Origin of the sequence: Streptomyces tamarix (assembly GCF_032423885.1) — a bacterium.
Lineage (GTDB): Bacteria > Actinomycetota > Actinomycetes > Streptomycetales > Streptomycetaceae > Streptomyces > Streptomyces tamarix.
Map to the genome: position 1 here is coordinate 69039 of NZ_JAWCTQ010000015.1, position 24488 is coordinate 93526.

Below are 24488 nucleotides of genomic sequence, written 5' to 3' on the forward strand. Positions count from 1 at the left end.
CCCTCCTACTTCTCGTCGCGTTCGCGCTTCAGGGCCCGCACTCCGCGCAACCCGATCACGCCAATGGCCGTCCCCAGGAGAAAGGACGTGACGGCCAGCAGAAGATGAACCCAGAAGTATCCGGTGGGGTCACCCGCGTCGTCGAAGGCGAGGCCGCTCGCGTCGTTCCAGAGGTTCTTGACGAAGGTGATCCAGATGAACCAGCTCCAGACCCCGAACGCGAGCAGGAACCAGGAAGCGGAGCGGCTGAGTCTCATGGGTCCAGTATCCGGTGCACCGGTGTCGGCAGGCGCGCCGGGTGGCTGTACGTTCTCGAACGTGCTTCCTCTCACGAAGGCCGCCTCCGTCGTGGCCGCCGCCGCGCTGCTCCCCCTCGCCGCCGCCGGTCCCGCGCTCGCCGCGCCGTCCCCGCAGCCCAAGCCCCCCGCCGTCATGTCGACGGTCGGCGGCGCGCGGCTCGGCAAGCCGGGCACGCAGGTGGACCTCGCGAACGGGGCGCCGGTCCTGCCGAAGGAGCTGAGCGGCCGGTCCTGGATCGTGGCGGACGCGGAGAGCGGCGCCGTGCTCGCCGCGCACAACGCCCACTGGCGGCTCGCCCCCGCGTCCACGATGAAGATGCTGTTCGCCGACACGCTGCTGCCGAAGTTCCCGAAGACGCAGAAGCACCTCGTCGGGGTCGGTGAGCTGTCGCGGCTGGGCGACGGGTCCAGCCTCGTGGGGATAAAGGAGAAGCACACCTACACCGTCCACGACCTGTGGCTCGGGGTGTTCCTCCGCTCCGGCAACGACGCCGTCCACGCGCTGGCGGAGATGAACGGCGGCATAGCGAAGACGGTGCGGGAGATGAACGCGCGCGCCGACGAGCTCCAGGCGCTCGACACCGAGGTGGTCTCCCCGGACGGCTACGACGCCGAGGGCCAGGTGTCGTCGGCGTACGACCTGACGCTGATCGCCCGCAGCGGCATGCAGAACAAGGACTTCCGCGAGTACTGCTCGACCGTGCGGACGCAGTTCCCCGGCGAGCAGGAGCCCGGCGGGAAGCGCACGACGTTCGAGATCCAGAACACCAACCGGCTGCTGACCGGCGCCGACGGGGTCATGCCGTACAAGGGCATCGCCGGTGTGAAGAACGGGACGACGACGCACGCCGGGTCGACCTTCACCGGGGTCGCCGAGCGCAACGGCCGGGTGCTGCTGGTGACCGTGATGAACCCGTCGTCGAAGGAGCCCCACGCCGTCTACAAGGAGGCCGCGCGCCTCCTCGACTGGGGCTTCGCGGCGGCGGGGAAGGCGCGGCCGGTCGGCGAGCTGGTGCCGCCGAGGTCCGCGAAGACCGGGACCGCGGCCCCCAGCGCCTCCCCCGACGGGCCGGACGACGTCCGGACCGAGGTCGTCGGGGACGCGGCCGAGGCCGCCGTGGCCGGGCCGGGGAAGGCCGGGTCGGACGGGGCCGGGGTCGCCCTCGCCGTCGCCGGCGGGGTGCTGGCGACGCTGGCGGGCGCGGCGTTCGTGATCAACCGGCGGTGGCCGGCGCAGAAGGGCCGGTAGCGTCCTTCCGGCGGCCTCCCGTGGCGGACCAGGCGGCGCAGAACAGCAGCAGCCGGGCGGTGAAGCTGATCCACAGCAGCAGGGCGACGGGCACGCCGAACGCCCCGTACATCGACTTCGCCGCCACCCCCCGGATGTAGCCGCCGAGGAGCAGCTTCAGCAGTTCGAAGCCGACCGCGCCGATCAGGGCGGCGGTGACCAGGTCGCGGCGCGGCGGCTCCACGCCGGGCAGCAGCGTCAGCAGGTACAGCAGGAGCAGGAAGTCCGCAAGGACGGCGATGGCGAGCGCGGCCGTGTGGAGCAGGACGCCGCCGGCGCCGCCTTCGGGGATGCCCAGCCGGTCGGCGGCCCAGCCGACGGCGGTGGCACCCAGGGTGGACGCGGCGAGCGAGACGAGCGCCGTGCCGCCGAGTCCCAGCAGGAGCAGGGCGTCCTTGCCCTTGCGGACGATCGGGTTGCCCTCGTCGGTGTCGTCCAGGGCCCACACGGCGCGCAGGCAGTCGCGCAGGGAGCCGACCCAGCCGATGCCCGTGAACAGCAGCACACCGCCGGCGACGAGGCCGACCGTGCCGGCGTTGTCGACGAAGGCGCCCAGGTCGAGCTGGTCGGAGATGCCCGGCACCTGCTCGCTGAGCGTGTCCTGGGCGGTGCGCAGACGCTCGTCGCCGAGGAGGGCGGCGCCGACGACGGCACCCAGGGTGATCAGCGGGAAGAGGGACAGGAAGCTGATGAACGTGATCGCGGCGGCGAGCCGCGTCCAGTGGGCCCGGTCCAGTGTCTCGTAGGCGTACCAGGCGTGGGTGCGCATGAGCCGGGCGGCCCAGGGGCCGATGACGGGGAGCTTGGTCAGCCAGTCCATGGCGGTACGCCTACCACCGGACGGCCCGCGCACCGCCCCGGCTCGCCCACCGGCCGCCACGCGACGCGGCGACCGGCCGGGCGCGCCGGGCGGAGGACGGCGGCCGAACGCCCCGGGAGGGAGGCGGCGGCCGGACGCAGAACGGCAACCGGGCGCACCGGACGGAAGGCGGCGGCCGAACGCGCCGGACGGGGAACAGCAGCCCGACGCGCCGGGCGGAGGGCGCCGACCGGACGCGCCGGGCGGAGGACGGGCGGGGGTCAGCCGCCCTGCGGGGCGGTGGCCGGCTCGTCGACCGGTGAGCCCTGGGCGGGGACCGTCCTGGCGGGGCCGCAGCCGCCGAAGTCGTACGTGCGCAGCTTGCGCCACACCGCGTCGGCGCCCTGCTCGTACAGGGCGAAGGAGCACACCGTCCACGCCGCCTCGAAACCGGCGAGCTCCGAGAAGGCGCGGTCCATCGCCTCGTCGGGGATGCCGTGCGCGACCGTGACGTGCGGGTGGTACGGGAACTGGAGCTCCCGGGCCAGCGGCCCCGACGCGTCGCGGATGTGCTGCTGGAGCCGGGCGCACGCCTCGCCGCCCTCGACGACCCGCACGTAGACGACCGGGGAGAGCGGCCGGAACGTGCCCGTGCCGCTCAGCCGCATCGGGAAGGGGCGCCCGGCCGCGGCGACCGAGGCCAGGTGGGCCCGGATCTCCGGCAGCCGCCCGGCGTCCACCTCCGTCGGCGGGAGGAGCGTGACGTGCGTGGGGATGCCGTGGGCCGCGGCGTCGCCGAAGCCCGCGCGCCGCTCCTGGAGCAGGCTGCCGTAGGGCTCCGGGACCGCGATCGAAACGCCGAGCGTTACGGTCCCCACGTCGTTCTCCTCATCCTTCGGTCGTGTCCGTGCGGGCGCGCCCGCGAGTCGCTCGCCAGTGTGGCGCTTCGGCCGGTCCCGTGGCCAGATCCGTCCGGCTCAGTGCTTGGCGGGCAGGAAGCCCACCTTCTCGTAGGTCTGGGCGAGGGTCTCCGCCGCGACGGCCCGGGCCTTCTCGGCGCCCTTGGCCAGGATCGAGTCCAGCGTCTCCGGGTCGTCCAGATATTCCTGCGTGCGCGTCCGGAACGGCGTGACGAAGTCCACGACGATCTCCGCGAGGTCCGTCTTCAGGGCGCCGTACATCTTGCCCTCGTACCCCTCGACCAGGTCGTCGACCGGGGTGCCGGTGAGCGTCGACATGATCGTGAGGAGGTTGCTGACGCCGGGCTTGCCCTCCGGGTCGAAGCGGATCACCGTGTCCGTGTCCGTGACGGCGCTCTTGACCTTCTTCGCGGTCGTCTTCGGGTCGTCCAGGAGGTTGATCAGGCCCTTGGGGTTCGCCGCCGACTTCGACATCTTCGCCGTCGGGTCCTGGAGGTCGTAGATCTTCGCCGTCTCCTTGAGGATGTACGGCGCGGGGACGGTGAACGTGTCGCCGAAGCGCGTGTTGAACCGCTCCGCGAGGTCGCGGGTCAGCTCGATGTGCTGCCGCTGGTCCTCGCCGACCGGGACCTCGTTGGCCTGGTAGAGCAGGATGTCCGCGACCTGGAGGACCGGGTACGTGAACAGGCCGACCGTGGCGCGGTCGGCGCCCTGCTTGGCGGACTTGTCCTTGAACTGCGTCATCCGGGACGCCTCGCCGAAGCCGGTGAGGCAGTTCATGACCCACGCGAGCTGCGCGTGCTCCGGGACGTGGCTCTGGACGAAGAGGGTGCACCGCTCCGGGTCGAGACCGGCGGCGAGAAGCTGGGCGGCGGCCAGGCGGGTGTTGGCGCGGAGCTCGGCCGGGTCCTGCGGCACGGTGATCGCGTGCAGGTCGACGACCATGTAGAAGGCGTCGTGGGACTCCTGCAGCGCGACCCACTGACGGACCGCGCCGAGGTAGTTGCCGAGGTGGAAAGAGCCTGCGGTGGGCTGGATTCCGGAAAGCACACGAGGGTCAGCAGAGGCCATGTCCCTCATTCTCTCAGGTCCGGCGGGCAGCTCGGGACTGCCTGTGGACAACCAGCCGACCGCAGGCGGGTCTTCGCGCCGGGCCGGAACGCCGGGCGGCCGGATGCCGTACCGCGGGGTCCACGGCCTCCGCGCGGACCGGCCGGGGCGTCGCCGTCCCGGCGCGCGGCGGCGGCGCCCCGGCCGGTCCGCTCCGCGACGGCGGCCGTGTGCTCCGTACCGGGGCCGCGGCGGCGGGGCGGGTGGCGGGGGCCGGTCACCGCGGCCTCCGGGGCGGGCGGCGCCAGAGTCGCCCCGGGGACGGACGGACGGCGGACGGGGCCCGGACGGACGGGGGGCCGGACGGACGGCGGTCCGTGGTGCGCGGTTTCCCCGGGGCCGGTCCCCCGTGCGCCGGCCACCGCGCGTACGGATCACCCGGTCGCCGCGCCGCGCCGGGCCTCCCGGTCCGCGTCGCGCGCGGCCGTCGCGAGTGACGATGGGGACGACCGGCCGTACGACGACGAACGGAGACCCCGTGTCGACAACGCAGGACGCGATCGCCGCCGCCGAGGCGCACAGCGCGCACAACTACCACCCGCTGCCCGTCGTCGTCGCGACGGCGGAGGGCGCGTGGATGACCGACGTCGAGGGGCGCCGCTACCTCGACATGCTCGCCGGCTACTCGGCGCTGAACTTCGGGCACGGCAACCGCCGTCTGATCGACGCCGCCAAGGCGCAGCTGGAACGGGTGACGCTGACGTCGCGCGCCTTCCACCACGACCGGTTCGCGGAGTTCTGCGCGCGGCTCGCGGAGTTCTGCGGCATGGAGTCGGTGCTGCCGATGAACACCGGGGCGGAGGCGGTGGAGACCGCCGTGAAGACCGTCCGGAAGTGGGGCTACCGGGTCAAGGGCGTCCCGGAGGGCACCGCGAAGATCGTCGTGGCGGCGGGCAACTTCCACGGCCGGACGACGACGATCGTCAGCTTCTCGACCGACCCGGAGGCCCGCGCCGACCACGGCCCCTACACGCCGGGCTTCGAGATCGTCCCGTACGGGGACCTGACGGCACTCGGCGCGGCGCTGTCCGACAACGCGGTGGCCGTGCTGCTGGAGCCCATCCAGGGCGAGGCGGGCGTGCTGGTGCCGCCGCCGGGCTACCTGGCGGGCGTCCGGCGGCTGACCCGCGAGCGGGACGTGCTGTTCGTCGCGGACGAGATCCAGTCGGGCCTGGGGCGGACGGGGAGGACGTTCGCGTGCGAGCACGAGGGCGTCGTCCCCGACGTGTACGTGCTGGGCAAGGCGCTCGGCGGCGGGATCGTGCCGGTGTCGGCGGTCGTGTCGAGCGCGGCGGTGCTGGGCGTGCACCGGCCGGGCGAGCACGGGTCGACGTTCGGCGGGAACCCGCTGGCGTGCGCGGTGGCGCTGGAGGTGCTGGCGATGCTGCGGACCGGCGAGTACCAGCAGCGGGCCGCGGAGCTGGGCGACCACCTCCACCGGGAGCTGGGGCTGCTGGTCGACGGCGGGGCGGTGCGCGAGGTGCGCGGGCGCGGTCTGTGGGCCGGGGTGGACGTCGACCCGTCGAGGGGCACGGGCCGGCAGGTGTCGGAGCGGCTGCTGGAGCGGGGCGTGCTGGTGAAGGAGACCCACGGGTCGACGATCCGGCTCGCCCCGCCGCTGACGATCTCCAAGGAGGACCTGGACTGGGGCCTGGAGCGGCTGCGGGAGGTCCTCGCGGGGTGAGCGGGGTGAGCCCGGGGGAGCGCCGGGAGAGCACGGGCTGAGCCCGGGGCAGCGCGGGCCGCCGGGGTGTCCCGGCGGCCCGGGGGCGGCGTCACCGGATGACGTGCGGCAGGAAGCGCGCGTACCCGTCGGTGACCAGGCCCGACGACTCGCGGATGCCGAGCCCGGCCGCCTCGTCCTCGACGACCCACGCGCCGAGCACGACCCGGTTGCCGTCGAAGTCGGGCAGCGGGGCGAGGGCCTGGTAGCAGCACGGTTCGGGGCGCACGGCGGGCGGGGCGCCCGGCTCGTGGACGGTGACCCCGGCGCCCTCGCGGCCCAGCAGCGGCTTGGCGACGTACCCGCCCTCGGCGGCCAGCTCGCGCGGACCGTCCAGGTAGGCGGGCAGCAGGTGGGGGTGGCCCGGGTACAGCTCCCACAGGACGGCGAGGAGCGCCTTGTTGGAGAGGAGCATCTTCCACGCCGGTTCGATCCAGCAGGTGCTGCCGGTGCCGCCGCCGTTGTCGAGGGTGTCGAGGACGTACGGGCCGAACTCGTCGGTGACCAGCCACTCCCAGGGGTAGAGCTTGAAGCAGCTGCGGATGAAGCGCAGCCGGTCGTCGACGAAGCGGCCCGACAGCCGGTCCCAGCCGATCTGCTCCACGGACAGGGCCTCGGTGGCGATCCCGGCCTGTTCGGCGGTCTCGCGCAGGTACGCGACCGTCATCAGGTCCTCGCCGATCTCGTCGCCCTCGGAGTGGACGAAGTGCAGCGGGCCGGGCGGCAGGAGGCGGGCCTGGCGCCGCCACGCGTCGACGAGCCGCTCGTGGAGCGAGTTCCACTGGTCGGCGCCGGGGAAGCGGTCCTCCATCCAGAACCACTGCGGGCTGGCCGCCTCGACGAGCGAGGTGGGCGTGTCCGCGTTGTACTCCAGCAGCTTGGCCGGGCCCCGGCCGTCGTAGCGCAGGTCGAACCGGCCGTACACGGAGGGCAGCTCGGCGCGGCGCCGCCAGGACTCGGCGACCAGTGCGGCGAGCCGCCCGTCGGTGATGCCGAGGTCGGCGAAGCGGTCCTGCTCGACGATGTGCGCGGCGGCGGCCAGGCACATGCCGTGCAGCTCCTCGACGACCTCCTCCAGTGCCTCCACCTCGGGGAGGGTGAAGGAGTAGTAGGCGCTCTCGTCCCAGTAGGGGCGCAGCGAGCCGTCGGGGTGGCGGGTGAGCGGGTAGATGCAGCCCTGCTCCTCGACGATGCGCTGCCAGTCGGGGCGGGGCTCGATCGTGTGGCGTTCCATGGTCCGTACGGCTCCGGGGTCAGCCGCCGCCGCTGCCCGAGCAGCCGAAGCCGCCGCGCTGGACGGCGGACTTGTCGAAGCTGCCGCCGTCGACCCTGCCGTTCTTGGCGGACCCGCCGTAGTAGTACGAGCCGCTGCCGCCACCGTTGCCACTGCTGCCGCTGCCGTCGCGGCACTTGTAGTCGGGCAGGACCTCGCGGGTGAGCGGGTCGACGCACCGCTTGTCGGGCTCGGAGCTCCCGCAGGACGTGAGGGTCAGCGCGAGGGCGCCCATCCCCCCGAGCACGACGTGACTCGATCGCAGTCTGCGCATGTGGTGTGGTTCTCCCCCGTTGTCGCGTGGAACGCCGCACAGACTAGAGGGCGTCGTTCACGCGTGCTACGGCAGGACCCTGCACAGGGCGTCGAGGGCGCCGGGCCAGGCGCTGTCGGTGGGGGTGGCGTAGCCGACGACGAGCGCGTCGCGGCCGGGGGCCGCGTCCGGGTGGCGGAAGGCGTCCAGGCCCTGGAGGGCGAGGCCCTGGTGGGCGGCGGCGTGCAGCACGGCCCGCTCGCTGCCCGGCGGCAGTTCCAGGACGGCGTGCAGCCCGGCGGCGATGCCGGTGACGCGGATGCCGGGCGCCCGCTCGGCGAGCGCCGCCACGAGCTGGTCGCGGCGGCGCCGGTACCGCAGCCGCATGCCGCGCACGTGCCGGTCGTACGCGCCGGAGGAGAGGAACTCGGCCAGGGTGAGCTGGTCGAGCGTGCTCGACGCCCACTCGATGGAGCCCTTCGCCTCCAGCACCTCGTCAACGAGCTGCCGGGGCAGCGCCATCCAGCCGAGGCGCAGCCCGGGCGCCAGGGACTTGCTGGCGGTGCCCAGGTAGACGACCCGCTCCGGGTCGAGGCCCTGGAGGGCGCCGACGGGCTGCCTGTCGTACCGGAACTCGCCGTCGTAGTCGTCCTCCAGCACCAGCCCGCCAAAGGCCCGTGCCCAGTCGACGAGCGCGGCCCGCCGGTCCGGCGCGAGGGCGCCGCCGAGCGGGAACTGGTGGGCGGGCGTGATCAGGACGGCGCCGGGCCGGAGCCCGCCGTCCTCGGTCAGGGCCTCGGTGCGGGTGCCGAGCCCGTCGAGCGGCAGCGCCGGGGTGCGCAGCCCGGCGTCGGCGAGGGCGCCCCAGTGCACGTCGAGGCCGTACGACTCGACGGCCACGTCCCGGACGCGGCGGCGCCGCAGGACGGCGGCGAGCAGCATCAGCCCCTGGGCGAAGCCGGAGCAGACGACGATCCGGTCGGGGGTGGCGCGCACGCCGCGCGAGCGGGCCAGGTACTCGGCGAGGGCGGCGCGCAGTTCGGGGCGGCCACGCGGGTCGGCGTAGCCGAACGCCTCGTGCGGGGCGTTCGTCAGGGCGCGGCGGGCGGCCTTGAGCCACTCGGCGCGGGGGAAGGAGGCGAGGTCGGGCGTGCCGGGGTGGAGCGTGTGGAGGGGACGGCCGGAGCGGGGGCCGCCGCGCTGCCACGGCAGCGGCGCGGCGGCCGGTGCCCGCCGGGAGGGCGGGGCGGCGGCGGCGCGGCGGGCGACGCGGGTGCCGGAGCCCTGGCGGGCGGTGAGCCAGCCCTCGGCGACCAGTTCGGCGTAGGCGTCGGCGACGGTGTTGCGGGCGATGCCGAGGTCGGCGGCGAGGGAGCGGGACGACGGCAGCCGGGTGCCCGGGGCGAGGCGACCGCTCCTGACGGCGTCGCGGAGGGCCTCCATGAGGCCGGCGCGCAGGCCGGGGCCCTGGATCTCCAGGTGGAGGTCGGCTCCGAAGGCCGCGGAAATGGCCCGTGATTCCGTCATGGAAATGGACCATACCGGGACGCCAACGGGGACGTACGGTCGAGGCATGACGACGAACACGCAGCAGAACGACGCCCCCGCCGGCACCCCGGCCGACAGCCACGCCGACGCCCTCCCGGCCGGCGGCGGGTACGCCGCCGAACACCCGGCCCGCCTGGTCCTCCCGGAGCACGCCCCGGAGGTGTACAAGGCGATGGTCCGGCTGGACGCCGCCGCCCACAAGGGGCTCGACCCGGTGCTGGTCGAGCTGGTCAAGATCCGCGCCTCGCAGCTCAACCACTGCGCGTTCTGCCTGGACATGCACCACAAGGACGCGCTGGCGGCCGGTGAGAGCGTCGGGCGGATCGTGCAGCTCAGCGCCTGGCGGGAGTCGCGGCACTTCTACACGGAGAAGGAGCTGGCCGCGCTCGAGCTGACCGAGGCGATCACCCTCCTGACGGAGGGTTTCGTCCCGGACGAGGTGTACGAGCGGGCGGCCGAGCACTTCGACGAGGTGGAGCTGTCCCACCTGATCGCGTCGATCATCGTGATCAACGCGTGGAACCGGATCGCCGTGACGTGCCGCTCGGTGCCGGGCCGCTACACGCCCGGCCAGCACAAGGGCCACAGCGCGTGACGCGACCGCGCGGGGCGGGGCTCGCGCAGGCGTTCCGGGCCCTGCACCGCGGCCGGGCCCCGGAGGACCCGCTGGTCCTCCCGGGCCCGTGGGACGCGGTGAGCGCGCGGGTCTTCGCCGAGGCGGGGTTCCCCGCGCTCGCGACGCCGTCCGCGGGGGTGGCGGCGTCGCTCGGGTACGAGGACGGGCACACGCCCGCGGACGAGATGTTCGCGGCGGTGGCCCGGATCGTCCGCGCCGTGGACGTCCCCGTCTCGGCCGACCTGGAGGGCGGATACGGGCTGCCGGCGAAGGAGCTGGCGGCGCGGGTCCTCGACACGGGCGCGGTGGGCGTGAACCTGGAGGACGGCGGGGACGGCGGGCTGAAGGACCCGGCCGCTCACGCCGACTGGCTGGCGGAGTTCCGCGCGGCCGTGGGCGACGCCGTGTTCCTCAACGCCCGCGTGGACACGTACGTGCGGGGCGTGCCGGACCCGGAGGAGACGGTCCGGCGGGCGCGGCTGTACGTGGAGGCGGGCGCGGACGGCGTGTACCCGCTGCTGGCGCCGCCGGACCTGCTGCCGGTGCTGCGCGCGGAGGTGGACGTCCCGGTCAACGCGTTCGCCGCACCCGACGGCCCGTCGGCCGCCGAACTGGGCCGGCTGGGCGCCGCCCGGATCACGTACGGCCCGGTCCTCCAGCACCGCGCGGCGGCGGCCCTGCGCGGCATCGCCGGAGCCCTGTGGGCCGAAACCGGTTGGGCGGGCGGCCGGGTGGGGTAGCAAGGGAGGGTGCTGCGAGGCGAGAAGGCCGGGCTGCGGGCCCGGCACGACGACGACGGGCCGGTGCTCCACGCGGAGTTGTACGACGACGTGGTGACCCGGTCCGGCGCCAGCTCCAAGCCCTGGGTGCCGATCCCGGTGGGCTCGGCGGACTCCCCGTACGCGGGCCCGGGGACCGGGGAGACCCGGGTGCCCTTCTCGGTGGTGGAGCTGGCGTCGGGCGAGCTGGCGGGCGAGGCCCTGCTGTGGGGCATCGACCCCCACAACCGGCTCGCCCACCTGGGGATCTCGCTCCGCCCCGCCTTCCGGGGCCGCGGGCTGGCGACGGACGCGGTCCGCGTGCTGTGCACGTACGGGTTCGCCGTGCGCGGGATGTGGCGGCTCCAGATCGAGGCCCTCGCCGACAACGTCCCGATGATCGCGGCCGCGAAGCGGGCCGGGTTCACCGTCGAGGGGACCCTGCGACGCTCCGCCTGGGTGCACGGCCGCTTCGTCGACGAGGTGGTCCTCGGCCTGCTCGCGGAGGAGTGGGCGGCCTGACGCCGGGGCCGCCCCGCGGGTCACCCGGGGAGCCAGGTCCTCCAGGTGGCCTCGTTGGCCCGGACCCACTTCTCGGCCGCCGCCTCCGGGGTCAGCTTCCGGTCGGCGATCATCTGGGCGACCTCGTTCTGCTGCTCGGTGGTCCACGTGAAGTTCTTCAGGAACTCGGCGGCCTCACCGCCGTTCTTCGCGAAGTCGGCGTTGAGGAACTTCCGCAGCGGCGTCCGCGGGTAGCCGCAGGCGACCTCCTCCGGGTCGGCGTCGCAGCCCTCCTCGTGCGGGGGCAGCTTCACCTCGACGAGGTCGACCTGCTCGTTCAGCCACTGCGGGGTCCACCAGTAGGTGAGGAACGGCTTCTTCTCCTCGGCGTACTTCCTGATGGCGGTGATCTGCGCCGCCTCGGAGCCCGCGTAGGTGGGCTTGAGGTCCAGCCCCAGGTTCCTGATGATCGCCTCGTCGTGGGTGACGTAGTCGGGCGAGCCCTCCAGGATCTGGCCCTTGCCGCCGCTCTCGGCGGTCGCGAGCTCCTCGGCGTACTCGTCGAGGTTCTTCCAGTCCGTCACGTCCGGGTGGGCGTCGGCGAAGTACTTCGGGACGTACCAGCCGATGTGCCCGGTCACGCCGAGGTCTCCGCCCCTGGCGACGGTCTTCTTCTCCTCGACGTACCGCTTCTCCTCCTCGGGGTGGCCCCAGTCCTCCAGGACCGCGTCGATGTCGCCCCTGGACAGGGCGTCCCAGGCGAGGATCCCGCCCAGTTGCTGCGTCTTGACGTCGTAGCCGAGCTCGTTCTCCAGGAGGTACTCGGCGACGGCCGTGTTGGCCTGGGCGCCGACCCAGGAGGGGACGGTCAGGACGACGGTCCTGTCGGTGGTGCCCGCCCGCTGGGACTTGCCGGTCTCGGCGGCGCCGCACGCGCTGAGCGCGAGGACGCCGAGGGCGGCGGCGACCGCGGTCGCGGTACGGACGGCACGGCGGGCGCGGGCGGGGCGGGCGGGTCCGGCAGTACGGACGGCACGGGCAGTACGGGCGGGGCGGGTGTGGTGCGCGGGGTCGGCGGTGGGCATGGGGGTGCTCCTGGTGGGGGGTGCGGGGAGGCGGGCGGCGGTCAGGGCCGGGGCTCGCGCGCGGCGGGCTGCGTGATCCGGTCGAGGACCAGGCCGAGGCAGACGATCGCGAGACCGGCGGTCACACCGGTGCCCATGTCGCCCTGTGACAGGCCCTTCACCACGTCGTAGCCGAGCGCTCCGCCACCGACGAGGCCGCCGACGACGACCACGGCGAGGACCAGCACGACGCCCTGGTTGACGGCGAGCCCGAGCGCCGGGCGGGCCAGCGGGAGCTGCACCTGGAAGAGCTGCTGCCGGGTGGAGGCGCCCATCGAACGGGCTGCCTCCAGCGCCGCCGGGTCGACCTCGCGCACGCCCTGCGCGGTGATGCGGACGACGGCGGGCAGCGCGTACACGACCGCCGCGGTGATCGCCGCCGCGCGGCTGACGCCGAACAGGGCGACGACCGGGATCAGGTACACGAACTGCGGCATCGTCTGGAGCGTGTCCAGCACCGGCCGCAGCCAGCGCTCGACCCACCGCAGCCGGGCGCACGCCACGCCGGTGAGCACGCCGACGACGAGGGTGACGGCGAGGGCGGCGACGACCTGGGAGAGCGTGTCGAGGGACTTCGTCCACACGCCGAGCACACCGGTCGCGGCGAGCGCGGCCGTCGCGGTCAGCGCCGTCGCCCACGTGCCGACCAGCCGGGCCAGGACGGCGACGGCCAGCAGCAGCGCCCACCAGGGGAGCCACTGGAGGCCGTCGCGCAGCGGGTTGAGCAGTCCCAGCGTGAACGCGTCCGACCAGACCTGGGTGCCGCCGACGAGGGGCACGCCGGTGGAGAGGTGGTCGACGACCCAGTCCTGTGCCCGGTTGACCGGGGTGGAGATGTCGTACGTCCAGCCGCGCGGCCAGGCGGCGCCGCCGAGCGCGCGGCCGACGAGCACGGCGGCCAGGACGCCTCCGGCGGCGAGCGCCCACGCGGACCGGCCGTGCAGGAGGCCGCGGCGCTGCGCGGCGTCGTCCAGGTGGTCGCCCGCGGCGGCGGTCGTGCGGTCCAGCCAGACGGCGATCAGCACGATCGGGACGCCCGCGGCGAGGGCCTTGCCCACGTCGACGGTGGACAGCGCCGAGTAGACCTCCTCGCCGAGGCCGCCCGCGCCGACGAGGGCGGCGACGACCACCATGGACAGCGCCATCATGATCGTCTGGTTGAGGCCGAGGAGCATCTGGCGGCGGGCCAGGGGCAGTCGCGCGGTCCACAGCCGCTGGCGGCCGTTCGCGCCGAGCGACACGGCCGCCTCCAGGACGCCCTGGTCGGCGGAGCGCAGGCCGAGCGCGGTGAGCCGGGCCATGGGCGGGGCGGCGTAGATGACGGTGCAGAACAGCGCGGCGGGCGTGCCCGTGCCGAAGACGAGCACGAAGGGCAGCAGGTACGCGAAGGCGGGCAGCACCTGCATCGTGTCGAGGACCGGCCGCACCACGCGGTCCACGCGGTCCGACAGCCCGGCGGCGAGGCCGATGAGCGCACCGAGCAGCGCGGCGACGGCCACGGCGACGGCCATCAGGGCGAGGGTGAGCAGCGTGGCGTCCCACATGCCGAGCAGCCCGCACGCGGCGAACGCCCCGAACGCCACGCAGGCGACCCGCGCGCCGCGCCGGCCGGACCCGGCGGCGCGCCAGGCGAGCAGCACCCCGGCGGCGAGGACGCCGGGCCAGCCCATGGCGGCGAGCACCTGGTACACGGCGTCGACGGCGTCGGTGGCGGTGTTGGAGAGGTGGAGGAGGAAGTACAGGAAGAGGGGGTGGGTGTCCCGGTTGTCGAGGACCCACCGGCCGGCCCCGTCGAGCGGCGCGGAGAGGTCCACGGTCAGCCCCGCCGGCCACCCGCCGCCCCCGAGCACCAGGGTTCCGGCGATCCCGAGCACGGCGACCAGCGCGACCCCGCCGAGCGTCCGCACCGTCCGCCGCGGAACCCGGCGCCCCCCGGCCGCCGCGGTGCCGCCGTCCGACGGGGTGGCGGCGTCCGGCGGGGGCGGTGGGGCGGCGGCGTCCGACGCGGGGAGGCCGGAGCGCGATGCGGACGGGGCGGTCGTCAGCGCCGCCCCGCCCGGCGTGGCCGCCGCGGTGCCGCCGCCCGGCATGGGCGGCGGGGTGGCGGTGCCGTGCGGCGCCCGGGGACGGACGACGGTCGTGGGGGGCCCGTCGTTCGTCGTCCCGGCGGTGGCGACCGCGCGGGCCGGGGGCGCCGGGGGCGCCGACCGCAGGGCGGCGGGGGTCTCCCGCAGGGGCGCGGACGTCCCACCCGGGGTGGCGGGGGTTTCCCCCGGGGTCGCGGTGCCGGTGGGGTGGGGGATGCGGGGGGTGGTGGGGCGCTTCTTCCCCGGGCCCTGTTTCGGGGTGGCGGTGGAGGTCATGCGGCCGCCCTTCCGGCCGGGAGCGTGACCCCCGCGACGACGCCCAGCAGGGTCTGGGGGTCGACGACGCCCAGGCAGCGGCCGTTCTCGACGACGCGGACCGGGGCGCCACCGCCGCGGGCGGCGGCCGTGATGGCCTCGGAGACGGTCGCGGCGGGCGGCAGCGCCGGCCCGCTCCCCGCGTCGTCCGCGCGCACCGGGCGCATGGCCGTGCGGACGGTCACGACCTGTTCGCGCGGCACGTCGCGGACGAAGTCCCGTACGTAGTCGTCGGCGGGGGCGCCGACGATCTCCTCCGGTGTGCCCACCTGGACGATCCGCCCGTCGCGCATGAGGGCGATCCGGTCGCCGACGCGCAGCGCCTCGCCGAGGTCGTGGGTGATGAAGACCATCGTGCGGCCCTCCTCGCGGTGGAGCCGGACGACCTCCTCCTGCATGTCGCGGCGGATCAGCGGGTCGAGCGCGCTGAACGGCTCGTCGAACAGCAGCACCTGGGGGTCGACGGCGAGGGCGCGGGCGAGCCCGACGCGCTGCTGCTGACCGCCGGACAACTGACCGGGCCTGCGGTGCTCCAGTCCGGCGAGACCGACCTTGGCGACGAACTCGGCGGCCCTGGCGCGCCGTTCGGCGCGGCCGACGCCCTGGATCTCCAACCCGTACGCGACGTTGTCGAGGACGGAGCGGTGCGGGAGCAGGCCGAAGTGCTGGAAGACCATGGCGGCGCGGCGACGGCGCAGCTCGCGCAGCCGGCCGCCGTCCATGGCGAGCACGTCGTCGCCGTCGATCTCCAGCGTGCCGGAGGTCGGTTCGACGAGCCGGGTCAGGCAGCGGACGAGGGTGGACTTGCCGGAGCCGGACAGGCCCATGACGACGAAGACCTCGCCCTGGTGGACGTCGAAGGACACGTCCCGGACGGCGGCGGTGCAGCCGGTGCGGGCACGCAGGTCGGCCGGGGACAGGCCGGCCAGTTCGGGGTCGCGGGGGACGCGGTCGGCCTTCGGTCCGTAGACCTTCCACAGGCCGCGGACGCCGAAGACGGGTGTCGTGGTGGAAGTGTTCACCGGGCGTCACCGCCCAGCAGCTCGGCGGCCTTCTCCCCGACCATGAGCACCGCCACCATCGGGTTGACGGCGGTCATGGTCGGGAAGACGGACGCGTCGGCGACGCGCAGCCCGTCCAGCCCGCGCACCCTCACGGCCCGTACGACGGCCGGAGTGGCCGGCCACGGACCCCGGCCGCGGTCGAACGCCCCGCCTGCGGCGGCGGTCTCGGCGTCGGCGCCCCCGCCTCCCGCCACGACCGCGAGGACCGTGGCGTCGGCGGGGTCGAGGACCTCACGGGTGGCTCCGGAAGCGGCTCCTCGCCGCTCCCCCGCCACGTGGATGCTCTTCTGTTGGTGCTCCGGCACTTCGCGTGCTGCCTTCCCTGCCCTATGTGGTCAGGACCGTCCCTGACCGGCGACCGGGCCCCCTGCCCGGGGCGGGGAGAAGCATGCGCGAAAGTGGTGGGCGTCACGTGTGCGGGGTCGTCCGCGTCGCGCAGCCCCACGCCGCGGCGGCACCGGCCGGTACACGGCGAACGCGGTGAACGGCACGGCGGCCTAGAACCCGCCGTCCACACTGCAATGCGCATCCCCGCCGAAGCCGTGCTTCAGCACCCGCGGGTCGGTGGCATGCTCCGCCGGCTCGGGGAGCGGCTGTGTGCGAGTGCCCCCGCCAGTACGGCAGCGAAGACCTGGCAGGAGTACGCCGACGACACCCTGAAGGGCCGAGCATGAACGCGAAGATCGTCTTCCAGCGCTACGACCGGATAGGAGACGTGCGGACCACGCTCCTCGACGTGTACGCCGACGTTCGCGCCCCGTTGTTGCATCTCCCGAACTACGCCGTTGACGCCTTCGCCGAACGGCTCGACCGGCACGCCGGCGAAGCGGGGTGGGAAGCGGTACTCGGCTACGACGCCGGGGAACCGATCGGGTACGCATACGGAAACACGATCCTCGACGGAGACAGGTGGTGGCAACGTGTGTTTCCGCCGCCCTCCAAGGGGTATACCGAACGCCCCGCCCTGGCCTTGAAAGAGATCGGCGTTCGCGTTCCTTGGCGCGGTACCGGCGCGGCTCTGAGGCTGCACGACACTCTCCTCTTCGGCCGCACGGAAACCCATGTGACGCTCATGGTGAACCCGGAGGCAGGGGGTGGGAAGGTCCACCGCCTCTACGAACGGTGGGGTTACCGCAGCATCGGAAACAGCCAGCCTTCCCCCCAGTCACCCGCGCTCACGGTCATGGTTCGAAAGCGGCAGCAGTGACACCCCCAACCCACGGAGTTGTGTAAACACAGGAAGGCCCCTACGCCTGGGAAGGCGCGGGGGCTCGTTGTTCGGCTACCGATCGTCGCCCGCCAGGCCGCCGTGAAGCGGCAAGGGGGACAGGAGAGCGTCGGCTGTCGTGCGGCCCTCGAAACGCTGGACGGCTTCACCGCCGACCAGGACGTGCACCGCCGCGGGGGCGCCCATTTCGGCCCCCGAAACACCGCCGTGCACATCATTGTCACATCCGCCGGTCTCGACCACCGCGCGGACGTATTCCGGGCCATGGAATACCTTGAATCCGTCAAGGGGATAACGACGTCACCCGGTCCGTGCCCCTGCTCGACGCCATCCCACCAGTCCGAAGCAGGCCCGGGCGGCCACGCCGCAAGCCCGAATCGGTTTTCGCTGACCGCGGCTATGCCCACGATGTCTACCGAGATCAGGTCCGGGCCCCCGAATCCTCCCCGTCATCGCCCGACGCGGCACGCCCCACGGCAGCGGCCTGGGTACCTACCGGTGGGTGGTCGAGCGCGCCTTCACCTGACTTCACGGCTTCAAACGACTCCGCGTCCGCTGGGAACGCCGAGCCGGCATCCACGAAGCCTTCCTCAAGCTCGCCTGCTGTCTGATAACCCACCGCCAGGTGCTGTCCTTGACCTGACCGGCACTCGTCCCCATGCCGATCGGCCGGCCCGGCAAACTGATCGCATGAACCGAGACGCCCTGCAATCCGCACTGACCCAGGACGACAGCGTCTCAGCACGCGCAGCCCTGGCCGAACTGGAGGCAGGCGCGGACTTCCAGGTCTTCCTGAACCAAACGGCTTCTGCACGACAGCTCTGGGCCACCTGGTCCTGGCGGCACCAAGTCATGCTCGACACGGGCGTCACACCCCGGCCCGGACTTGCCGAGGTCATCGCCGGACTCGAAGCCGCAGGAGCAGCCCGGGTCTACATGGCGACGGTCACCGGATCACAAAGACGTTTCACGATCTTCCTGTCGGAAGACCTCACCCACTGCGTCGCCTGCTGGTGACACCACCTCATTGTGTTAGGCGCTCTAAGAACTCCTAACAAAATGAGATGAAGGATGGCCTCAGGTCGGGCGAGGATCACTCGGTACTCGCCGACGAAAGGGCAGCTATGGGCGACAGTCCCCCGTGGGAGCTCATCTCGCTCGCTGATGACGAGGGCAACAGCGTCTCGGTCAACGTTCTGGGACGTAGCCCCAGGTGGACCGCGGGGCTCGACGCGGAGATCGTCGTCAAGACGCCCTTCGTGTCCGGCCGTATCGACCTGGCGCTGTACGTTGCGAGGTTGGAGAGCTGGGCCGACGCACTGGACCGGCTTGACGCCGGCGACGACGTGGCCTGGATGGAAATGTGCAGCGGGCCGTCCATCTTCATCCAGCTCACGGGCGAGCGTGACTGCCCGGAGGTCGTCGTGGAGGACGAGTCCGGGTCCATGGTCACCGTGCGCGTCCCGCTCGTCCCGCCGGACGACTGGATTGCTGACCACCTCCAGCGTCTGCGCCAGGTGATGGATCACTGGGTCCCGATGCTGGCAGGGTAGGGAGACAAGTCGCCGCCAGCAGATGAGGGCGCATCCGAGGGTCAGGAAGGCTTCGTGGATGTCGTCGCGGATCTCCCAGCGGATCCACAGGCGGCGGAACCAGTACAGGTGGGCGAACGCACGCTCCACGACCCAGCGTTGGGTGCCCAGTCCGGAGCCATGCTCGGTGCCGCGTTGGGCGATCACCGGCTTCACGCCGAGGGCCCAGACGAGGCGGCGGTACTTGTCGTGGTCGTAGCCGCGGTCACCGAGCACGATGCCCGGGCGGCGCCGGGGTCGGCCGCGCTTGCCCCGCACCGGTGGAACGGCTTCGAGCAGCGGAATGAGCTAGGTGACGTCGTTGCGATTACCGCCGGTCAGGGTGAGGGCGAGCGGGATGCCGGTGGCGTCGGTGATCAGATGGTGCTTGCTGCCCGTCCTGCCCCGGTCAACAGGACTTCGTCCCGTCTTGGGGCCCCCTTTAGCACCCGAAAGTAAGAGCCGTCGACCGCCGCCCTGGAGAAGTCCAGAACGTTCGCGCCGCGCAGCTTCGCCAGCAACTCCTGGTGCAGCCGGGGCCACACGCCAGCCTCGGTCCACTCGGCCAAGCGGCGCCAGCAGGTCATGCCCGAGCCGAGGCCGAGCTCCTGCGGCAGGTATTCCCACGCGATCCCCGTGTGGAGCACGAAAAGGATACCCCTGAACACCAACCGGTCCGGATACCGCTTCCGCCCAGGATGCCGAGTCCGACGCTCGACCTTCGGCAGCAGCGGTTCAATCAACGCCCACAGTTCGTCATCGTCATCCCACGGCTTCGGTCGAACCACCTTGCACCCCCGGATCAACGGTCCCGGAGCGATCCAACCACCCCGAAGATCATTTCATTAGGAGTTCTAAGGCGGTCCCGAACCGTTGAGCCAGAAGGCGCCATAGAGGGCGCTTGCCATCACCAGGGACGCGATGCAGAGGTAGGGCTTTGCGGAGCGCTGCAGAGCGATCGCGACGAGCAGAAGCAGCGGGAATGCGGGTACGAGGAGTCGAGGCTTAGATCCGAAGTACCCGGACGCTCCCATGGCCATGGCAGTGACCACCGTTGAGTAGGCAATCAAGGCAGGAGGATATCCGCGCAGACGCATCATGACGTGTGGGGTTACGGAGAGGGCGATGATGGCGATCAGTAGGACTGCGGTGAGGATTGGCGATGGTGAGATGAATTCACCGAGGAAGCGGGCGAATGAGTATCCACCGTCGAATCCATTTCCCCAGGCCGCTTGTACGCCCAGATATCCGAAGAAGTTACCTCGTTGGGCTCCTACCCACAGTACGTAGGCAGCGGTTCCCGACAGGGAGAGGGCGCACGATGCGAGGATCCGAGCCCTGTTGTCCGCACGGCGCAGGCGGGTGAGCGCGTGGGTGCACATGGCTATGCCTATGGCGACCCCGACGGGCCTCGTCAAGCCAGCGGCGCAGGCCAGCAACGCGGCGACGCCCCATCGATCCTGCAGAAGGAAGTAGAGACTCCATGCAGCGAGTGCGACGAAGAGGGACTCGCTGTACGCCATGGATTGGACGATGGCGACGGGCAGTGAGGCCCACAGGCAGACGAGGAGAGTTCCGACTTCTGGACTGTGGACGTGTCGGCCCAGGTGGAACAGTCCGAGAGCTGCGACGACCGACGCCATCGCACTGATGAAAAGTCCTGCTTGATTGAGAGTAAGGCCGGTGACGCTTACCGCTCTCTCCAGCCAGGGCAAGAGTGGGAAGAAGGCCATGCTCGACAGTTCTCGGCCGTCCGGAGCTGTCAGGGTGAAGTCATAACCGTGCTCGGCGACTCGCGCGTACCACAGCGAGTCCCATCGTCGGCCGAGTAAGTGCAGAGCGCTTTTCTCCTGGGCATGAGACCAGAACGCCAGGACCGCCAAACCAACTGCTTTTATAGAGGCGAAGATCAGCACTGTCGACAGTGGTGTTGCGTACCGCTTCATGCGGCTTTGGTTTCCGTCAGCATGCACGGAGTCTGCATGTCGCCTATTTTCGAGCAGTTGTGACGACACCTTCATTAAATCCTTCACTCACTTTGCATGCCGCACGGCATTCATGTTCGTCGCGGACCGCAGTCTTGCAGGCGGCAAGGGTGGTCTCGACTGCCGCAACCACCTTTGAGCCCTATTGGGTTCATTACGAGTCAAATAGCAGCTAAATCCAGAAGAGCCCCGGAGGGTATTAGCTGAGCGCACCATGTCCACATTGGGCCGGTGCGATGTCACCATTGCATCAAAAAGCCGTGCACCTTGGTGCGGCGCTGGCAAACTTTCCGGCATCTGAACCCATCCAACGGTTTCGCCGGCCTCGACGAAGCGCTATCGCATGAGGGTGAGCCCCGGACCGGTACTCACACTCCTGTTCGGGGCTCACGCCTGCGCTTAAGCAATGTGCCGAGCGTATGCTCGTGCCAAGTTCCGCCTCACGCCTCGAAATCTGGTTAGTCGACCAGAAGCGGCTTCCGACGGTGACACCGTCGCGCGCAGTCAGCATTACGACCGTCGCGCAGGCTATCTAGATAGCTCGACATGCTCATCCGCAGCTTTACTTCATCTGCACCACGACATCGACGATGCTGAAGGTGCAGTCCGATGCATATACCCGGGTCTTTCTGTTCGTGGTTACCCATTGGGTGTACCGGTCATAGTCGGCGAAGCTGCACACAGAGCGGACCCTCCACGTCCCCGTGCCGGTGCATTCGGCCCATCCCCCGGTGTCACCAACGCTGGTTATGCAGGACAGGGCCTGTGGTGCAGCCGTGGCAGTCGGAACGGTAAGCCCGAAAAGGGCTGTCGCACCGATAACGGCTGCAGCGATGCCTCGTCTGTTCATTTTTTCCTCCCCTGTGTGTACCGCGGGAACGCGGCACGGCCACAGCCTGCATCACGGCAGCGCCGACGATCAACCGAGTTGGAAACGTTGGCGCAAAAAGCAGCAACCTCGAAAAGTCCACAGAGTCGACCTTGTCCAATTTTTGATATTTGCGGTATTGATTACGTTACGGGTCGCACTTTTGTCCAGTTTTGACCCGGTAAGAGGAGTCTTGGATCTTCGCACTCGCCGGGATGTCGGCCAAATATTCGGCTGATTGATGTTGGCCAAGCGGTAGTGAAGTCCGGATACAGGTGCCTGATAGTCGTGTAGTTCTTGGCCATTTTTTCGATAAGCCGTTGAGTGTCGAATGGCTGTCATGCAGGCTGTGGCCGTACCGCGCTCCCGCGGTACACACAGGGGAGGAAAAAATGAACAGACGAGGTATCGCTGCAGCCGTTATCGGTGCGACAGCCCTTTTCGGGCTTACCGTTCCGACTGCCACGGCTGCACCACAGGCCCTGTCCTGCAAAACCAGCGTCGGCAACACCGGGGGATGGGCCGAATGCACTGGCTCCGGCACGTGGCGCGTAGTCTCCATCTGTAGCCCTGGGATCGACAAGTACACGACCTGGGCCACGCAGAGCGGTGGCACGATGCGACGGTACGCGGTGGACTGCTCGTTCGATATTGACCGCGTTCAGGTGGAAATGAAGTAGTTCACGGTCCGAGCCTCCAGTGAACCCTACTTTTCGGACAGTAGCTGTGAAACGCGCTGCCGAGACACGTTGAGGATCAAAGCAATCTCTGCTCCTGATACTCCGGATTCCTGGAGGCTTCTGGCCACCTCTCGGTAGGCTTGGGATGCTTTTTCTTGAGCGCGGCGGGCATCCAAAATCGCTTGCACCGCTTCCCTTTTTCTGCTTTGCAGAGGCTCCTCCAGTTCGACGTCAACCTGGACGTTGATTTCGCCTGCCGGGGTGCCGGTCGCTGCGGAAATCAAGCTCCGAGCGGCTGCGACCGCTTCTGTGAGTCGACGGGTCCACACCTCATCGGTGCCCGCGATCCGCAGAACCCATCCATCTCGCTGGCGTTTCGCGCGGACGCGATGCATACCGCTGTTCACGAACTCATCCGTCATACCGAGATGTTAACCCGGTCTAGACGCTTCCGTCAAGGGGGCCTAGATCTTACATATGTCGCGCGATGCTTATTGCATCCGCACGGCATGCGTCCATCGAAGAGGGGAAACGATGAAGGGCCGTATCACGGCTGTTCTAGCAGGCGCCGCACTGGTGCTGGGGGCAGCCCCAGCAATGGCGAGTGAGGCAGGCGCTTTGGCGCTGTCATGTAAGACAAGCGCTGGCAGTACAGGAGGCTGGGCAGAGTGCACCGGCTCCGGCACGTGGCGCGCACTGGCAGTCTGCGACTTCGAAGCGGACAAGGCTTCGCAGCGCGTGAACCAGAAGAGCGGCACTGTGCGCGTCTACGTACCTGACTGCACTTTCAGTATCGACAAGGTGATCGTGGAGATACTCTGACACCTCGGCGACTCATCTAGCAGTACCAGCAGCTGAGCCCGGCCGGTGGCACCCGGCCGGGCTCAGCTGTGCTGCCATCGAAGCCGGTGCAGCACGTGAACCGCTCCTACGGCCTATGTCGGAACGGCCGCACGCAACGAGGGCATCGCCGTCTGCTTCCAGCACTTCCCCGACGTCGAGATCCTCCTGGACGACGGCTACCTCGGTCGGAGCCGCGACCACCGCGGGCAAGCGATCACACCGCCCAGAAAACCGAGGCCGGGAGCACTGCCCGACAGAGTCCAGCAATGGGAACGCGACCGCCACGGGCACTCCTCGGACCGCATCACCGTCGAACACGCCCTTGCCGACCACAAATGCTGGAAACAACTGATGCGCTGGACCCGTCGCCGCGACCGCCTACCCGACACCTACCGCGCCATCACCAGCCTCGTCTCCAACCGCACCAACTCGTAAGCCGTACGTAGGAAGCCCCCGGACGGCCTGTCGTGGCCGTCCGGGGGCTTCCTGGTGGTACGGGGTGGTGCGGGGTGGATCAGATGAGGCCGAGGCCGCGCACGGCGTCGCGCTCCTCCTCCAGCTCCTTCACCGACGCGTCGATGCGGGTGCGGGAGAACTCGTTGATGTCGAGGCCCTGGACGATCTCGTACTTGCCGTCCTTGCAGGTGACCGGGAAGGAGGAGATCAGACCCTCCGGCACGCCGTACGAGCCGTCGGACGGGATGCCCATGGAGGTCCAGTCGCCCTCGGCGGTGCCGTTGACCCACGTGTGGACGTGGTCGATGGCGGCGTTCGCGGCGGAGGCGGCGGAGGAGGCGCCACGGGCCTCGATGATGGCCGCGCCGCGCTTGGCGACGGTCGGGATGAACTCGTCGGCCAGCCACTTCTCGTCGTTGACGACCTCGGCGGCGTTCTTGCCGCCGACGGTGGCGTGGAAGATGTCCGGGTACTGCGTGGCGGAGTGGTTGCCCCAGATCGTCAGCCGCTTGATGTCGGAGACGGCGGCGCCGGTCTTGGCGGCGAGCTGCGAGATCGCGCGGTTGTGGTCGAGGCGGGTCATCGCGGTGAAGCGCTCGGCCGGTACGTCCGGGGCGGCGGCCTGGGCGATGAGGGCGTTGGTGTTGGCCGGGTTGCCGACGACGAGGACCCGGATGTCGTCCGCGGCGTGGTCGTTGATGGCCTTGCCCTGCGGCTTGAAGATGCCGCCGTTGGCCTCCAGCAGGTCGCCGCGCTCCATGCCCTTGGTGCGGGGGCGGGCACCGACGAGGAGGGCGACGTTCGCGCCGTCGAAGGCGACGTTCGGGTCGTCGGTGATGTCGATGCCGCGCAGCAGCGGGAAGGCGCAGTCGTCGAGCTCCATGGCGGTGCCCTCGGCGGCCTTCAGGCCCTGCGGGATCTCCAGGAGGCGCAGCTTGACCGGCACGTCGGCGCCGAGCAGGTGACCGGAGGCGATGCGGAACAGCAGCGCGTAGCCGATCTGGCCGGCCGCGCCGGTGACGGTGACATTCACGGGAGTGCGGGTCATGTGCGATCTCCGTAAGACAGCTGGCGGTGGGGGTCCCTGCCCCGGGTGGCGGACGTCTTCCGCGCCGAGGATGCCCGGTGTCGCCGCGCACTCTCTCGACGTGGAGATATCCAGCGGTCAGGCTATCCGAC

Annotated in this window: 21 protein-coding genes and 4 pseudogenes; 10 read left to right on the top strand and 15 right to left on the bottom strand. The window is 71.1% G+C overall.

Annotated features, from left to right (window positions below):
• Window positions 1–5 precede the first annotated feature (5 nt).
• Window positions 6–257 carry an SCO4848 family membrane protein gene (locus RND61_RS14315; RefSeq protein ID WP_315878308.1) on the bottom strand — a complete coding sequence of 84 codons (252 nt, stop codon included), beginning with the start codon at window positions 255–257 and terminating at the stop codon, window positions 6–8.
• On the opposite strand from RND61_RS14315, the gene RND61_RS14320 reads away from it, so the two are divergent.
• Window positions 196–1548, top strand: coding sequence for a D-alanyl-D-alanine carboxypeptidase family protein (locus RND61_RS14320; RefSeq protein ID WP_315878309.1), 1353 nt, complete (start codon window positions 196–198; stop codon window positions 1546–1548). The genes RND61_RS14315 and RND61_RS14320 overlap by 62 nt on opposite strands.
• Here the strand turns inward: RND61_RS14320 and RND61_RS14325 are convergent.
• The 3 genes from RND61_RS14325 to trpS all read right to left on the bottom strand — a co-directional run bounded on the left by RND61_RS14325 (window position 1514) and on the right by trpS (window position 4377).
• Window positions 1514–2407, bottom strand: a complete 894-nt coding sequence (locus tag RND61_RS14325) for a YihY/virulence factor BrkB family protein (RefSeq protein WP_315878310.1) — start codon at window positions 2405–2407, stop codon at window positions 1514–1516. The two genes, RND61_RS14320 and RND61_RS14325, sit on opposite strands and share 35 nt — an antisense overlap.
• 260 nt (window positions 2408–2667) lie before the next feature.
• The gene (locus RND61_RS14330) at window positions 2668–3264 is read right to left on the bottom strand and encodes a 2'-5' RNA ligase family protein (RefSeq protein ID WP_315878311.1); all 597 of its coding nucleotides are present in this window, start codon (window positions 3262–3264) and stop codon (window positions 2668–2670) included.
• A gap of 99 nt (window positions 3265–3363) precedes the next feature.
• On the bottom strand, window positions 3364–4377 hold the full coding sequence (gene trpS / locus RND61_RS14335) for a tryptophan--tRNA ligase (protein ID WP_315878312.1): 1014 nt from the start codon (window positions 4375–4377) through the stop codon (window positions 3364–3366).
• 517 nt (window positions 4378–4894) lie between these two features.
• Here trpS and rocD point away from each other — a divergent pair.
• Window positions 4895–6100 (top strand): ornithine--oxo-acid transaminase, encoded by a 1206-nt coding sequence (rocD, locus tag RND61_RS14340; protein ID WP_315878313.1) that lies wholly within the window; start codon window positions 4895–4897, stop codon window positions 6098–6100.
• Between the two features lie 91 nt (window positions 6101–6191).
• On the opposite strand, the gene RND61_RS14345 is transcribed toward rocD, so the two are convergent.
• The 3 genes from RND61_RS14345 to pdxR form a co-directional block, all read right to left on the bottom strand.
• Window positions 6192–7373 carry a glutathionylspermidine synthase family protein gene (locus RND61_RS14345; protein ID WP_315878314.1) on the bottom strand — a complete coding sequence of 394 codons (1182 nt, stop codon included), beginning with the start codon at window positions 7371–7373 and terminating at the stop codon, window positions 6192–6194.
• 19 nt (window positions 7374–7392) lie between these two features.
• Window positions 7393–7686 carry a hypothetical protein gene (locus RND61_RS14350; RefSeq protein WP_315878315.1) on the bottom strand — a complete coding sequence of 98 codons (294 nt, stop codon included), beginning with the start codon at window positions 7684–7686 and terminating at the stop codon, window positions 7393–7395.
• Window positions 7687–7752: 66 nt separating this feature from the next.
• On the bottom strand, window positions 7753–9192 hold the full coding sequence (pdxR, locus tag RND61_RS14355; protein WP_315878316.1) for a MocR-like pyridoxine biosynthesis transcription factor PdxR: 1440 nt from the start codon (window positions 9190–9192) through the stop codon (window positions 7753–7755).
• A 46-nt stretch (window positions 9193–9238) separates the two neighbouring features.
• Between pdxR and RND61_RS14360 the strand changes: the two genes are divergently transcribed.
• From RND61_RS14360 to RND61_RS14370, 3 genes are read left to right on the top strand one after another with little or no spacing between them, the layout of a single operon-like run.
• Entirely contained in the window at window positions 9239–9808 is a 570-nt protein-coding gene (locus tag RND61_RS14360; RefSeq protein WP_315878317.1) for a carboxymuconolactone decarboxylase family protein, read from the top strand.
• Window positions 9805–10569 carry an isocitrate lyase/PEP mutase family protein gene (locus RND61_RS14365; RefSeq protein WP_315878318.1) on the top strand — a complete coding sequence of 255 codons (765 nt, stop codon included), beginning with the start codon at window positions 9805–9807 and terminating at the stop codon, window positions 10567–10569. Before RND61_RS14360 ends, RND61_RS14365 begins: the two co-directional genes overlap by 4 nt.
• Window positions 10570–10578: 9 nt before the next feature.
• The gene (locus RND61_RS14370; protein WP_315878319.1) at window positions 10579–11109 is read left to right on the top strand and encodes a GNAT family N-acetyltransferase; all 531 of its coding nucleotides are present in this window, start codon (window positions 10579–10581) and stop codon (window positions 11107–11109) included.
• A gap of 20 nt (window positions 11110–11129) precedes the next feature.
• Here RND61_RS14370 and RND61_RS14375 read toward each other — a convergent pair whose 3' ends face one another.
• The 4 genes and pseudogenes from RND61_RS14375 to RND61_RS32700 all read right to left on the bottom strand — a co-directional run.
• The gene (locus RND61_RS14375; RefSeq protein WP_315878320.1) at window positions 11130–12173 is read right to left on the bottom strand and encodes an ABC transporter substrate-binding protein; all 1044 of its coding nucleotides are present in this window, start codon (window positions 12171–12173) and stop codon (window positions 11130–11132) included.
• A 41-nt stretch (window positions 12174–12214) separates the two neighbouring features.
• A complete protein-coding gene (locus tag RND61_RS14380; protein ID WP_315878370.1) occupies window positions 12215–14302 on the bottom strand; it encodes an ABC transporter permease in 2088 nt (695 codons plus the stop codon).
• A gap of 269 nt (window positions 14303–14571) precedes the next feature.
• Window positions 14572–15636 (bottom strand): quaternary amine ABC transporter ATP-binding protein, encoded by a 1065-nt coding sequence (locus tag RND61_RS14385; RefSeq protein WP_315878321.1) that lies wholly within the window; start codon window positions 15634–15636, stop codon window positions 14572–14574.
• Window positions 15633–15848 (bottom strand): annotated as a pseudogene (locus RND61_RS32700) (GMC oxidoreductase); the annotation flags it as partial. The pseudogene RND61_RS32700 and the gene RND61_RS14385, both read right to left, overlap by 4 nt.
• Before the next feature lie 500 nt (window positions 15849–16348).
• Here RND61_RS32700 and RND61_RS14395 point away from each other — a divergent pair.
• The 4 genes and pseudogenes from RND61_RS14395 to RND61_RS14410 all read left to right on the top strand — a co-directional run bounded on the left by RND61_RS14395 (window position 16349) and on the right by RND61_RS14410 (window position 18459).
• Complete coding sequence (locus RND61_RS14395) at window positions 16349–16885, top strand: GNAT family N-acetyltransferase (protein ID WP_315878323.1); 537 nt, start codon at window positions 16349–16351, stop codon at window positions 16883–16885.
• Between the two features lie 314 nt (window positions 16886–17199).
• Window positions 17200–17549, top strand: a pseudogene (locus RND61_RS14400) (transposase); the annotation flags it as partial.
• A gap of 47 nt (window positions 17550–17596) precedes the next feature.
• Entirely contained in the window at window positions 17597–17923 is a 327-nt protein-coding gene (locus RND61_RS14405) for a hypothetical protein (protein WP_315878324.1), read from the top strand.
• A gap of 47 nt (window positions 17924–17970) precedes the next feature.
• A complete protein-coding gene (locus RND61_RS14410) occupies window positions 17971–18459 on the top strand; it encodes a DUF5959 family protein (protein ID WP_315878325.1) in 489 nt (162 codons plus the stop codon).
• A gap of 12 nt (window positions 18460–18471) precedes the next feature.
• On the opposite strand, the pseudogene RND61_RS14415 reads toward RND61_RS14410, so the two are convergent.
• The 3 genes and pseudogenes from RND61_RS14415 to RND61_RS14425 all read right to left on the bottom strand — a co-directional run.
• Window positions 18472–19265 (bottom strand): annotated as a pseudogene (locus RND61_RS14415) (IS5 family transposase); the annotation flags it as partial.
• A 66-nt stretch (window positions 19266–19331) separates the two neighbouring features.
• Window positions 19332–20423, bottom strand: a complete 1092-nt coding sequence (locus tag RND61_RS14420) for a hypothetical protein (RefSeq protein WP_315878326.1) — start codon at window positions 20421–20423, stop codon at window positions 19332–19334.
• Between the two features lie 1613 nt (window positions 20424–22036).
• On the bottom strand, window positions 22037–22432 hold the full coding sequence (locus RND61_RS14425) for a hypothetical protein (RefSeq protein ID WP_315878327.1): 396 nt from the start codon (window positions 22430–22432) through the stop codon (window positions 22037–22039).
• A gap of 523 nt (window positions 22433–22955) precedes the next feature.
• On the opposite strand from RND61_RS14425, the pseudogene RND61_RS14430 reads away from it, so the two are divergent.
• Window positions 22956–23288, top strand: a pseudogene (locus RND61_RS14430) (hypothetical protein); the annotation flags it as partial.
• 79 nt (window positions 23289–23367) lie between these two features.
• On the opposite strand, the gene RND61_RS14435 reads toward RND61_RS14430, so the two are convergent.
• Window positions 23368–24357 carry a malate dehydrogenase gene (locus RND61_RS14435; protein ID WP_315878328.1) on the bottom strand — a complete coding sequence of 330 codons (990 nt, stop codon included), beginning with the start codon at window positions 24355–24357 and terminating at the stop codon, window positions 23368–23370.
• Window positions 24358–24488 lie beyond the last annotated feature (131 nt).

Bases quoted from the DNA above. Each gene is read 5' to 3' on its own strand.
- RND61_RS14320 (WP_315878309.1), top strand. From the start codon at position 196: ATGAACCAGCTCCAGACCCCGAACGCGAGCAGGAACCAGGAAGCGGAG.
- RND61_RS14315 (WP_315878308.1), bottom strand. From the start codon at position 257: ATGAGACTCAGCCGCTCCGCTTCCTGGTTCCTGCTCGCGTTCGGGGTC.
- RND61_RS14325 (WP_315878310.1), bottom strand. From the start codon at position 2,407: ATGGACTGGCTGACCAAGCTCCCCGTCATCGGCCCCTGGGCCGCCCGG.
- trpS (WP_315878312.1), bottom strand. From the start codon at position 4,377: ATGGCCTCTGCTGACCCTCGTGTGCTTTCCGGAATCCAGCCCACCGCA.
- RND61_RS14345 (WP_315878314.1), bottom strand. From the start codon at position 7,373: ATGGAACGCCACACGATCGAGCCCCGCCCCGACTGGCAGCGCATCGTC.
- RND61_RS14350 (WP_315878315.1), bottom strand. From the start codon at position 7,686: ATGCGCAGACTGCGATCGAGTCACGTCGTGCTCGGGGGGATGGGCGCC.
- pdxR (WP_315878316.1), bottom strand. From the start codon at position 9,192: ATGACGGAATCACGGGCCATTTCCGCGGCCTTCGGAGCCGACCTCCAC.
- RND61_RS14360 (WP_315878317.1), top strand. From the start codon at position 9,239: ATGACGACGAACACGCAGCAGAACGACGCCCCCGCCGGCACCCCGGCC.
- RND61_RS14375 (WP_315878320.1), bottom strand. From the start codon at position 12,173: ATGCCCACCGCCGACCCCGCGCACCACACCCGCCCCGCCCGTACTGCC.
- RND61_RS14380 (WP_315878370.1), bottom strand. From the start codon at position 14,302: ATGCCGGGCGGCGGCACCGCGGCGGCCACGCCGGGCGGGGCGGCGCTG.
- RND61_RS14395 (WP_315878323.1), top strand. From the start codon at position 16,349: ATGAACGCGAAGATCGTCTTCCAGCGCTACGACCGGATAGGAGACGTG.
- RND61_RS14405 (WP_315878324.1), top strand. From the start codon at position 17,597: ATGAACCGAGACGCCCTGCAATCCGCACTGACCCAGGACGACAGCGTC.
- RND61_RS14410 (WP_315878325.1), top strand. From the start codon at position 17,971: ATGAAGGATGGCCTCAGGTCGGGCGAGGATCACTCGGTACTCGCCGAC.
- RND61_RS14420 (WP_315878326.1), bottom strand. From the start codon at position 20,423: ATGAAGCGGTACGCAACACCACTGTCGACAGTGCTGATCTTCGCCTCT.
- RND61_RS14425 (WP_315878327.1), bottom strand. From the start codon at position 22,432: ATGACGGATGAGTTCGTGAACAGCGGTATGCATCGCGTCCGCGCGAAA.
- RND61_RS14435 (WP_315878328.1), bottom strand. From the start codon at position 24,357: ATGACCCGCACTCCCGTGAATGTCACCGTCACCGGCGCGGCCGGCCAG.